The sequence below is a fragment of the Sphingosinicella ginsenosidimutans genome, from assembly GCF_007995055.1.
Taxonomy (GTDB): Bacteria; Pseudomonadota; Alphaproteobacteria; order Sphingomonadales; family Sphingomonadaceae; genus Allosphingosinicella; species Allosphingosinicella ginsenosidimutans.
Genome location: NZ_VOQQ01000001.1, coordinates 1,852,556 through 1,863,433 on the forward strand (window position 1 = coordinate 1,852,556; position 10,878 = coordinate 1,863,433).

At 69.4% G+C, this 10,878-nt stretch carries 12 protein-coding genes; 3 read left to right on the plus strand and 9 right to left on the minus strand.

Annotated features, from left to right (window positions below; all coding sequences use genetic code 11):
- Positions 1-9: 9 nt before the first annotated feature.
- The 7 genes from FRZ32_RS09375 to rimP are packed head-to-tail and all read right to left on the minus strand — an operon-like array spanning position 10 to position 7,006.
- Complete coding sequence (locus FRZ32_RS09375; protein ID WP_341536580.1) at positions 10-561, minus strand: GNAT family N-acetyltransferase; 552 nt, start codon at positions 559-561, stop codon at positions 10-12.
- Positions 558-1,208 (minus strand): hypothetical protein, encoded by a 651-nt coding sequence (locus FRZ32_RS09380; RefSeq protein ID WP_147043255.1) that lies wholly within the window; start codon positions 1,206-1,208, stop codon positions 558-560. The genes FRZ32_RS09375 and FRZ32_RS09380 overlap by 4 nt, the downstream gene beginning before the upstream one ends.
- A complete protein-coding gene (rbfA, locus tag FRZ32_RS09385; RefSeq protein ID WP_147043256.1) occupies positions 1,198-1,596 on the minus strand; it encodes a 30S ribosome-binding factor RbfA in 399 nt (132 codons plus the stop codon). Before rbfA ends, FRZ32_RS09380 begins: the two co-directional genes overlap by 11 nt.
- Before the next feature lie 31 nt (positions 1,597-1,627).
- Positions 1,628-4,138 (minus strand): translation initiation factor IF-2, encoded by a 2,511-nt coding sequence (gene infB, locus FRZ32_RS09390; protein WP_147043257.1) that lies wholly within the window; start codon positions 4,136-4,138, stop codon positions 1,628-1,630.
- Positions 4,139-4,870, minus strand: coding sequence for a DUF448 domain-containing protein (locus FRZ32_RS09395; protein ID WP_147043258.1), 732 nt, complete (start codon positions 4,868-4,870; stop codon positions 4,139-4,141).
- On the minus strand, positions 4,833-6,470 hold the full coding sequence (nusA, locus tag FRZ32_RS09400) for a transcription termination factor NusA (RefSeq protein WP_147043259.1): 1,638 nt from the start codon (positions 6,468-6,470) through the stop codon (positions 4,833-4,835). The genes FRZ32_RS09395 and nusA overlap by 38 nt, the downstream gene beginning before the upstream one ends.
- A 5-nt stretch (positions 6,471-6,475) precedes the next feature.
- The gene (rimP, locus tag FRZ32_RS09405; RefSeq protein ID WP_147043260.1) at positions 6,476-7,006 is read right to left on the minus strand and encodes a ribosome maturation protein RimP; all 531 of its coding nucleotides are present in this window, start codon (positions 7,004-7,006) and stop codon (positions 6,476-6,478) included.
- A gap of 231 nt (positions 7,007-7,237) precedes the next feature.
- Here rimP and FRZ32_RS09410 point away from each other — a divergent pair, with 231 nt between their 5' ends.
- The gene (locus tag FRZ32_RS09410; RefSeq protein ID WP_147043261.1) at positions 7,238-8,464 is read left to right on the plus strand and encodes a PQQ-dependent sugar dehydrogenase; all 1,227 of its coding nucleotides are present in this window, start codon (positions 7,238-7,240) and stop codon (positions 8,462-8,464) included.
- Between the two features lie 12 nt (positions 8,465-8,476).
- On the opposite strand, the gene FRZ32_RS09415 is transcribed toward FRZ32_RS09410, so the two are convergent.
- Positions 8,477-8,899: a DUF1129 domain-containing protein gene (locus FRZ32_RS09415; protein WP_147043262.1), complete on the minus strand. Its 423-nt coding sequence runs from the start codon at positions 8,897-8,899 to the stop codon at positions 8,477-8,479.
- A gap of 34 nt (positions 8,900-8,933) precedes the next feature.
- Positions 8,934-9,614 carry a tRNA (guanine(46)-N(7))-methyltransferase TrmB gene (gene trmB / locus FRZ32_RS09420; RefSeq protein WP_147043263.1) on the minus strand — a complete coding sequence of 227 codons (681 nt, stop codon included), beginning with the start codon at positions 9,612-9,614 and terminating at the stop codon, positions 8,934-8,936.
- A gap of 34 nt (positions 9,615-9,648) precedes the next feature.
- On the opposite strand from trmB, the gene FRZ32_RS09425 reads away from it, so the two are divergent.
- Complete coding sequence (locus tag FRZ32_RS09425; protein WP_147043264.1) at positions 9,649-10,026, plus strand: hypothetical protein; 378 nt, start codon at positions 9,649-9,651, stop codon at positions 10,024-10,026.
- 98 nt (positions 10,027-10,124) lie between these two features.
- Positions 10,125-10,808, plus strand: coding sequence for a TIGR02117 family protein (locus FRZ32_RS09430; RefSeq protein ID WP_147043265.1), 684 nt, complete (start codon positions 10,125-10,127; stop codon positions 10,806-10,808).
- Positions 10,809-10,878: the final 70 nt, after the last annotated feature.

A 10,878-nucleotide genomic window follows, 5' to 3' on the forward strand; every position in this document is an offset into this window, starting at 1 on the left:
GCTAGCGATTCATCCCTGAACCGTGGCTGAGCGCGGCCATTCGGCGGCGAGGATCGAAAACAGGACGGTGTCGCGCACATGGCCGGTCCAGGTGATCCGGTCGGCCCGGATCACGCCCTCGCGGACGGCGCCGAGCCTGGCGAGCGCGGCCTGCGAACGGCTGTTGCGGGCATCGACCCGGAACTCGACCCGCCGAAAACCGCAATCGAACGCGCGGGCGAGCATCAGGTGCTTCACGCCGCGGTTGAGCCCGGTCCCGCGCAGATCGGGCGTGTAATAGGTGTTGCCGATCTCCAGCGCGCCGCGCCCCTCGTCGATGCCGAGATAGCAGGTCATCCCGACCAGCCGGTCGCCGGCGAAGACCGCGAACCGCCGGGCATCGGCGCGGGCCATCAGCGCATCGAAGGCCGCGTCGAAATGACCGGGATCGTAGGAGACCGAATAGATCGGCCAGATCGCCGGATCCTCGGCGCAGGCGGCCTTGAGCGCGGCACGATGCGCCTCGGTCATCGGGCAGAGGCGGACAGCGCCGTCCGCCATCGCATCGCCGAGCGCGCTCAACGAATCCAGGTGTCGGCGATGCCGACGATCTCCCACCGGCCCGCGCGCCGTTCGAGCGCGTAGAGGTTCCCGTTGCCGCAGACCGACCCGCATTGATAGGCGATCTCGATGAAGGCCGCATCGCCCGCAAAGACGGGCGCGGACAGGGTGAGCAGCGCGCAATCGTCGCTGGGCCGCTGGAGGTGGAGCGGCGAAGGCACGTCGCTCGCCGCGATCCCGCGGGCGGGGGGCATCGGCCGGCCCGGGTCGGTCGCCTCCCGCCAGAGCGTATCGAGGCGCGCCGCCAGATCGGCCGCGAGCGGCGTCGGCGGCGGCACCGGTTCGGGCCGCGGCCGCCGGCGCCGCCGCTCACCGGGAGCCGGGGGCGTATAGGCCGGCCGCGCGCTGGCCGGCGCCGGCAGGACATGCCATTGGGGCCGGATCCGAACCGCGCCGCCGGGCGCCATCGGATCGTCTCCGTCCGGCGCGAGCGGGACCCCGGCAAGGCCTTCGGACACGCAGGTTTCGGCGGCATTCTCCTGGCCCCGGGCCGCAACCTCCTGGGCGAGCACCGCCGCGATCACCGCGTGGGGATCGTCGGTCCCCTGCTGCGCCCCGGCCGGCGCGGCGAGGAGCAAGAGGGCGCAAAGGGCGGCTCTAGTCCGCATCGCCCAGATCCTGCGCCACCTTGGGCGATCGGAGAAGCGCATCGATATGGCTGCCTTCGTCGAAGCTCTCGTCGAGCAGGAATTTGAGCCGGGCCGCATATTTGGTGTTCACGCGCCGCGCGACCTCGCTCTGCAGGAAGGCGGTGTTGGTGCGAAGCGCCTTGAGCACCGCATCGGCGTCGCCGCCGAGCAGCGGCATGACGAAGGCGGTCGCGTGGCGCAGGTCGGGCGACATGCGGACTTCGGTGATCGAGACGCTGTGGCCGGCGAGGGTGGGATCGTGAACCTCGCCGCGCATCAGGATGTCCGAAAGCGCATGGCGCACCTGCTCGCCGACGCGAAGCAGGCGCACCGAGCGGCCTTCCGGGGTTTCGTTGTGGCGTGCCATCCAGAGCCAGCCTAGCCGGTCGATCCCGGCGCTACAACGTCCGCTCGCGCTCCTCGACCTCGTAGGTCTCGACGAAATCGCCGGCCTTGATGTCGGTCGTGTTCTCGAAGGTGACGCCGCATTCCAGGCCGGCGCGGACTTCGGCCACGTCGTCCTTGAAGCGCCGGAGCGAGGCGATCGATCCGTTGTAGATGATCACGTCGTCGCGCATGATGCGCGCCTTCAGCGCCTTGCGGATATAGCCTTCGGTGACGAGCAGGCCGGCCGCCTTGCCGTGCTTGCCCGCCGAGAAGACCTCGCGGACTTCGGCGCGGCCGACGACATTTTCGACGATCAGCGGGCCGATCTTGCCGGCCATCGCCGATTTCACCGCGTCGGTGAGATCGTAGATTACGTCGTAATATTGCATCGCGACGCCCTGCCGCTCGGCGATCTCGCGCGCCTTTGCGTTGGCGCGGACGTTGAAGCCGATGATCGGCGCGCCCGAAGCCCCCGCCAGGATGACGTCGCTTTCGGTGATGCCGCCGACGCCGGCGTGGAGCACCCGCGCGCGGATATCCTCGTTCGAGATCTTGTTGACCGCGTTGACGATCGCCTCGACCGAGCCCTGCACGTCGCCCTTGATGACGAGCGGGAATTCGACCGCCTGCTTCTCCTTCAGCGCGGAGAACATCGTGTCGAAGCTCGCCGGCGCGCTGGTCGTGCGCTTGCGGTCGATGACGCCCTGGCGATAGGCGGCGACCTCGCGGGCGCGCGCCTCGTTCTCGACCACCGTCAGCGTGTCACCGGCCGAAGGCACGCCGGAGAGGCCGAGCACCTCGACCGGGAAGCTTGGGCCCGCCTCCTTCACCTGGCGGCCATGATCGTCGATCATCGCGCGGACCTTGCCGGAGATCGGGCCGGCGACGAAGATGTCGCCCACCTTCAGCGTGCCGCGCTGCACGAGCACGGTGGCGAGCGGGCCGCGGCCCTTGTCGAGCTTCGCCTCGACCACCGCGCCTTCCGCGGCACGATCCGGATTGGCCTTGAGCTCGAGGATTTCCGCCTGGAGGCTGATCGCCTCGAGCAGCTTGTCGAGATTGGTCTTCTTGAGCGCCGAAACCTCGACGTCCTGGACCTCGCCGCCCATCTCCTCGACGACGATCTCGTGCTGGAGCAGCTCCTCGCGCACCTTCTGCGGATTGGCGCCCGACTTGTCGATCTTGTTGATCGCGACGATCATCGGCACGCCGGCCGCCTTGGTATGGTTGATCGCCTCGATCGTCTGCGGGCGAAGGCCGTCGTCGGCCGCCACCACCAGGATGACGATGTCGGTGACGTTCGCGCCGCGCGCACGCATTTCCGTGAACGCCTCGTGCCCGGGCGTGTCGAGGAAGGTGATCTTGTCCTTCGACGGCAGCGTGACCTGATAGGCGCCGATATGCTGCGTGATGCCGCCGGCTTCGCCGGAGACGACATTCGCGCCGCGGATCGCGTCGAGCAGGCTCGTCTTGCCGTGATCGACATGGCCCATGATCGTGACCACCGGCGGACGCGGCTTCAGCGTCTCCGGAGCGTCGACGTCATGGTCGGTCTGGATATCGACGTCGCTCTCGCTGACGCGCTTGATGTTGTGGCCGAACTCGGTGACCAGCAGTTCGGCCGTGTCCTGGTCGATCGACTGGTTGACGGTGACGGGCATGCCCATCTTGAACAGCGCCTTCACCAGGTCCGCGCCGCGCTCCGCCATGCGGATGGCGAGCTCGCCCACGGTGATCGTTTCCGGAACCACCACGTCGCGCACCTGCTTGGCGGACGGGCCGGACTGCATGTGGGCGCGCTTTTCCTTCTCGCGCGCACGCTTCAGCGCGGCGAGCGATCGGGCGCGGGCATCGCCGCTGTCGTCGAGCGCGCGGGTGACGGTGAGCTTGCCGCGCTCGCGGCGATGATCCTCGCGGCCACGCGCCGGACGCGGCGGCTCGGGCCGCTTGATCGGCGTGAAGACCTGGCGCGGCGGGCGCGCATGGGCGCTCCGCGCGGTTTCCTCGCCGGCGGCTTCGGGCGCGGCGGGCGCCGCCTCGGGCTGCGGCTGGGTCGGCTCCTCGGCGGCGCGCCGGGCCTCCGCCTCGGCCTGGGCCCGGGCCTCCTCCTCGGCGCGGCGATTTTCCTCGGCGCGACGCTTTTCCTCCTCGGTCGCGGCGCGCGCCTGCTGCTCCTCGCGCCGGCGCGCCTCCTCGGCGGCGGCGAGCCGGGCTTCCTCGGCCTCGCGAAGCAGCTGGGCCTGGCGCTCGCGGCGGGCGGCGGCATCGTCGATCGGCCGCGCCGACGGCTTCGGCGCAGGCTGCGGCGCGCGCGCGACCGGGGCCGGCTCGGGAGCCGGCGGCGGCGGCGCGGGCGCCTCGGCTTCGGGACGGCCAAGGATGCGGCGCTTCTTCACCTCGACGACGACGGTGTTCGACCGGCCGTGGCTGAAGCTCTGCTTCACCTTGCCCGTCTCGACCGTGCGCTTGAGGCCCAAAGGCGCCCGCGTCCCGAGTTTCGGCTTGTCCGTCGAATCGCTCACTTAAATTCCTTCGTTCAAATTCATTTCGGGCGCACCGGCCGCTTCCGCCGAAGCGGCCTCTAGCGCAGCATCCCGTCCGATAAAAGCGCGCCACCGCCGAAGCGCGTGCGTCACGCGCGCGGCCGCGGCGCGATCCACGATGGCGATGTGTACCACATTTTCGCGTCCCAGCGCCAATGACAATATGGTGCGCGGCACCGGCAAAACCAGTCCCTGCCGGCCGCTGCCTTCCTCGCCCGCGCCGACCCGGAAGGCCTGATCGAGCTTGCGCCGCCCCTCCGCGCTGGCATCGGCGGCATGGAGGAGCAGGACGACGTCGCCGCGTCGCGCCGCGACCTCGATCTTCTCGCTGCCCAGCACCAGATGGCCGGCCCGCGCCTCGAGCCCCAGCCGATCGAGCGCGGCCTGCCGAAGCGCCGCCTCGATCCGCGCGCCGAGATCGGCGGGAACGGCGACGTCGTTCGTCTTGAACGCGCGGGCGAGCGCGCCCCTCAGCCTGCCCTTGGCCTGCGCCGCCTCGAGCGTCGGTCGGTCGACGCCGATCCACGCGCCGCGGCCCGGCGCCCGGGCGCGGACATCGGGCGCGATCTCGCCGTCCGGCGAGAGCGCGAGGCGCACAAGATCATCCCGGGCGGCATGTTCGCCGCTCAGGATGCACTTGCGCTCGGGCGTATGGCGATCGCCGGTTAGCGTCTCATTGGGGAGTTTCCGCAACCGCGTCCTCCCCTTCATCCTCGAACCAGTGAGCGCGGGCGGCCATGATGATCTCGTTGCCCTGCTCCTCGGTCAGGCCATATTCGCCGAGCACGCCGCCGCGATTTTCCTCGCTGCGCGGGTGGGGCGGGCTGTCGGCCCGGCGCCGCGGCTCCGGACGCTTCTTGGCGATCAGCTCGTCGGTGGCGAGATCGGCGAGATCGTCGAGCGTCTTGATCCCCGCCTTGCCGAGCGTCACGAGCATCTGCTCGGTGAGATAGGGCATTTCGGCCAGAGCATCGTCGACGCCGAGTCCGCGGCGCTCCTCGCGCGCGGCCGCCTCGCGCCGCTCCAGCGCCTCGGCGGCGCGGTTCTGCAGCTCGGCGGCGAGCTCCTCGTCGAAGCCCTCGATCGTCGAAAGCTCCTCGGCCTCGACATAGGCGACCTCTTCCAGCGCGCCGAAGCCCTCGGCAACGAGCAGCTGGGCGAGCGTCTCGTCGACGTCCAGCTCGTCCTGGAACATCTGCGAGCGCTCCATGAACTCGCGCTGGCGCTTCTCGCTCGAATCCGCCTCGGTCATGATGTCGATGCCCTTGGCGGTGAGCTGGCTGGCGAGCCGGACATTCTGGCCCCGCCGGCCGATGGCGAGCGACAGCTGGTCGTCGGGAACGACGACCTCGATCCGGTCCTCCTCCTCGTCGATGACGACGCGGCTGACGGTCGCCGGCTGCAGCGCGTTGACGACGAAGGTGGCGAGATCCTGGCTCCAGGGGATGATGTCGATCTTCTCGCCCTGGAGCTCCTGGACGACGGCCTGGACGCGGCTGCCCTTCATGCCGACGCAGGCGCCGACCGGATCGATCGAGCTGTCATGGCTGAGCACGCCGATCTTGGCGCGGCTGCCAGGATCGCGGGCGGCGGCCTTGATCTCGATGATGCCGTCATAGATTTCCGGCACTTCCTGCGCGAACAGCTTCTTCATGAACTCGGGATGCGCGCGGCTCAGGAAGATCTGCGGCCCCCGGTTCTCGCGGCGCACGTTGAGGATGATCGAGCGCACCCGATCGCCGACGCGAAGCAGTTCGCGCGGGATCTGCTGGTCGCGGCGGATCACGCCCTCGGCGCGGCCGAGATCGACGACGACATGGCCGAATTCGACGCGCTTGACGACGCCGGTGATGATCTCGTTCGCGCGGTCCTTGAATTCCTCATATTGCCGCTCGCGCTCGGCATCGCGGACCTTCTGGAAGATGACCTGCTTGGCGGCCTGGGCGGCGATGCGGCCGAACTCGATGGGCGGCAGCGGATCGACGATGAAGTCGCCGAGCTTGGCGCCGGGCTGGAGCTTCTCGGCATCCTCGAGGCTGACCTGCTTGAAATAATCCTCGACCGCCTCGACGACCTCGACGACGCGCCACAGGCGAAGATCGCCGGTGGTCGGATCGAGCTTGGCGCGGATATCGTTCTCGGCGCCGTAACGGGCGCGGGCGGAGCGCTGGATCGCGTCCTCCATCGCCTCGATCACGATCATCCGGTCAATGAGCTTCTCGCGCGCAACGGCGTCGGCGATGGCGATGAGCTCGGCCTTGTTGGCGGAGATCGCGCCGGGCGCGGCCGGGTTGGGAGCGGTGGTGGCCATGGCAGTCAGTCCTGTCCTTCCAATATTTCGTCGGCGCCCTCGGTGTCGAGCGGCGCGGTGGCGGCGATCAGCCGGTCCGTCAAGACAAGCTTGGCCGAACGGAGCGCGGCAAAGGGAATGCGGGTCGGGCCGAGGCCGGCGGCGTCGATGACGACCTCGTCGCCCTCAGCGCCGATCAGCGCGCCGCGATAGTCGCGGCGGCCGTCCGCCTGTTTCTCGACCAGGCTGAGCCGGGCCTCATGGCCCTTCCAGTCCTCGAAATCCTTCAAACGGGTCAGCGGCCGGTCTATCCCCGGCGAGCTCACCTCGAGGCGATAGGCCTCCTCGATCGGATCGGCGCTGTCGAGCACGTCCGAAAGCCGCCGCGAAAGCCGCTCGCAATCGGCGAGGTCGAGCTGGCGCGTGTCGGGCCGCTCGGCCATCACCTGGAGCGTCGGATCGTCCTTCCCGCCGATCATCATCACGCGCACGAGATCGAAGCCCTCGGCCTTCACCTCGGGCTCGATGATCCTCGTCAGGGCGGCAATATCGGCCAACCACGCTCTCCAGAAAACATATCCTCCTCGCGCCGGCCCCGACCCCGGGACCGGCCTCAACATGTGTGACGATGTCGAGGAAGGTGACGGACATATAAGGAAGGCGCGCCGGCCGGGCAAGCGTCGATTGCTTCCCCCCTTGTGCATCGTGCATGGGACATCCCGTCTCTGGCAAATGATATGAACCTTCAAGGCGCCGTCGCTTTCAACCCACATTACAGGATCTGCGCTATGACCCGACTGAAGCCGTTCCTCTTGTCGATCCTCCTCCTCGCCGCGTGCGGCGGTGGTGGGCCCGTCGCGGCGCAAGGGGATGAGCGGCCGTTCCGGATGGCCGAGGTCGGCCGGTTCGAGCAGCCCTGGGCAATCGCCTTCATGGCCGATGGGCGGGCGCTCGTGACCGAGAAGAGCGGCGGTCTCAAGATCTGGCGCTCGGGCGGGGAGACGGTGGACGTCGCCGGCGTGCCCGCGGTCGCCTTCGGCGGGCAGGGCGGGATGCTCGATGTCGCGCTCGCCCCCGATTTCGCGCGCAGCCGCAACGTCTATCTGAGCTATTCGGAGCCGGGCGCCGAGAACGAGGGGGGCGGCAGCGGGCTTGCGCTGGGCCGCGGCCGGCTGGTCGAGGCGGATGGCGCCGCGCGGCTTGAGGATTTCCGCGTGCTCTGGCGGCAGCTGCCGCGCGGGCGGGGCGGCCAGTTCGGCGGGATCATCGCCTTTTCGCCCGACGGCCGCTTCCTGTTCCTGAGCTCCGGCGAGCGCCAGCGCTTCACGCCCGCGCAGGATCCGAACCAGGCGGTCGGCAAGATCCTGCGTCTGACGCTCGACGGCGCGCCCCCGCCGGGCAATCCGGGGGCCGGGCGCACCGGCGCGACCATGGTCCAGGTCACCGATCCGCCGCGCGACACGGTCGCGGCACGGACGGCACCGGCGCGGACCCTCTCCCTGCCTGGGCCGAACCTTACGCCCGCCGAAACCTGGTCGATGGGCCACCGCAACCCCTACGGCCTCGCCTTCGCGCCGGACGGCCGGCTGTGGGAGCATGAGATGGGCCCGCGCGGCGGCGACGAGTTCAACCTGATCGAGCCCGGCCGCAATTACGGGTGGCCGCTCGTCTCCGAGGGCGAGAATTATGACGGCGTCGCGATCCCCGATCATTCGACCCGGCCCGATCTCACCGCGCCGGTCCTCTCCTGGGTGCCGTCGATCTCGCCGTCCGGCCTCATCTTCTACAGCGGGCGCATGTTCCCGGCCTGGCGCGGCTCGGCCCTGCTCGGCGCGCTGTCGGGTGAGGCGCTGGTGCGCGTGGAGGTGCGTGGCGCCGGCGCGCGCAAGGCGGACCAGTGGAATCTCGGCATGCGGGTGCGCGATGTCGCGCAGGCGCCGGATGGATCGGTCTTCCTGGTCGAGGATGGCGGGCGCAGCGGCGGTGGGCGGCTTTTCCGCCTGACGCCGCGCTGACTGAAGGCTCGCTCAGGCGGACTTGGGCATCGCGACGATGATGTAGACCGCCATCAGCACCAGAATCGCGCCGAGGGCCAGCGTCACGATCTTGAGCAGGCCGCTCTGCTGCCCGGTCCTCATCAGATGGATGCCGTTGCCGAGCCCGGCGAGGCCCATCAGCGCGACCAGCACGAACAGCGAGAAGAAAAGCCGTCCCTGCGCCGGCGAGCCGGTGAATCGCGCCGGATCGGGATTGAGCATCATCGGCCCGAGAAAGAGCGAGAGCGCCCCGCCCGCGCCCAGCAGGAACAGGCCGGTGATCAGCAGCACGATCCCGCGCGCCGGCGAATCGCCCACCCGACGCATCGGCCCGCCACATTTGGGGCAGATGTCCCGCTTCTCCTCGACGGTGACGGCGCAGGCCGGATTGTCGCAGACGCTGAGTGTCGCCATGATCGCCCCCGGTCAGGTCAGGCGACGTTCTACCTCAATTCCGGCGATATCGGAAATACCAGACCTCGCGCCCCTCGCGTCGTGCCTTCGCCTCGTAGCGCGTCTCGGGCCAGCCGCCGGGGCGGGTGAGGAAGTCCCGCGCGCTTTCCGCCAGCCATTCGAAATCGCGGCGGCCATCCATCACCATCATCGTCCAGCGGCAATAGGTCGGATCGTCGGTGCCGATGCGAAGCTCCCCGCCGGGCCTGAGCTTCCTTGCGATCAGGTCGAGCGGGCCAGGATTGACCATCCGCCGCTTGGCGTGCCGCGCCTTCGGCCAGGGATCGGGATGGAGCAGGTAGACGAAGGTGAGGCTGGCCTCGGGCAATCGCTCCATGACGCCCAGCGCGTCGCCCATGTGCAGCCGGACATTGCCGAGCCCGCGATCGCGGACATGGCCGAGCGCCGCGGCGACGCCGTTGAGGAACGGCTCGGCGCCGATGAAGCCGTGATCGGGAAGCAGGTCCGCGCGATAGGCCAGATGCTCGCCGGCGCCGAAGCCGATTTCGAAATGAAGCGGGCGATCGTCGCCGAACAGGCTCCGGCTGTCGATCGGGCCCTCGTCCGGCACCGCGAGCTGCGGCAGCAGCCGATCGACGAGCTCGGACTGGCCGGCCCGCAGCGGGCGGCCCTTGGAGCGGCCGTAGAGCCGGCGGATGGTGGTCGGATCGTTCATCGCAAATTCGTGGCGCGCTGCTATCCTCTTTCCCATGAAACTCGCAAGCTGCATCGCCGCGATCCTGTTCGCCGCCGCCTCTCCCGCCATCGCGACCGGGACGATCCTGTGCCGATCGACGATCAACCCGACCGACGGGCCGGCGCTCGCGCTCTCGATCGGCGATGACGGCATCTTCCAGGCCCGGCTGGTCCAGGGCGGTCCGGCCTTCATCACCGGTGTCGGCGCCGGCGCCCCGACGATCGCGCAATCCTGGATCGACGCCAACCGGCTGTCGCTCGATATCGTCGCCGCCGGGTCCGGGGCGCGCCTCGCCCGGCTCGACGCCAGACGGCGCGCCGGCGACGATTATGTGGGGCTGCTCGACTATGCCGGACGCAGCTGGCGGGTGCGCTGTCAGGAGGTGGGCTAGGGCCCGCGCTCAATGATCGGCGGCTGTTCCCGACAATGACGAAATCCACTTCGTCACGCCCGTTGCCCGATCATGACCGGATGCCCTAGCCTCGTGCGATGACGGGGCGAGCCATTGGTCGGTTGCTGCTGCGGGTCCTGCTCGGGATCGTCGCGGTCCCTGCCGCCTATCTGGGCGCCGCGCTCCTTCTCGGGCTGGTGCCGGCCAATGTCGCCTGGAACCCGCCGGCGCAGGGCATCACCATCTACGTGCGGAGCAACGGCGTCCACACCTGGATCATGATGCCGCGGACCAACGCCTATATGGATTGGCGCCCCTATGCGCCGGCGGAGGATCTTCGCGATCCGCGCTGGGGCAACGCCAATTATGTCGCGATCGGCTATGGCAATCGCGATTTCTACCTGAACACGCCGACCTGGGGCGACCTGTCTCCCCGCACCGCGGCGCTGGCGCTGTTCGGCCGGGGGCCGAGCCTGCTCCATGTCGAGCATGTCCACAATCCCGAGCCCGATGAATGGCAGCGGCCGATCAAGCTGAGGCCGGCGGAATATCGCCGCCTCGTCGCCTTCATCCGCCCGCGCTTCCGGCGCGATGCCGCCGGGCGCACCATCCCGGTCGCGGGGCGCGGCTATGGCGATGACGACGCATTCTACGAAGCCGTCGGCGGCTATTCCTTCATCCTCACCTGCAACGAGTGGACGGGGCGCGCGCTGCGGGCGGCGGGGGTGCGGACCGGCCTGTGGACTCCGCTTGCCCAAAGCCTGACGTGGCGTCTCGATTGATACGGCGGCGGATCGGATTTCGCGACAATTCGTTACAAAGCCATCATACGGGGGACAAACTTGCGCGACA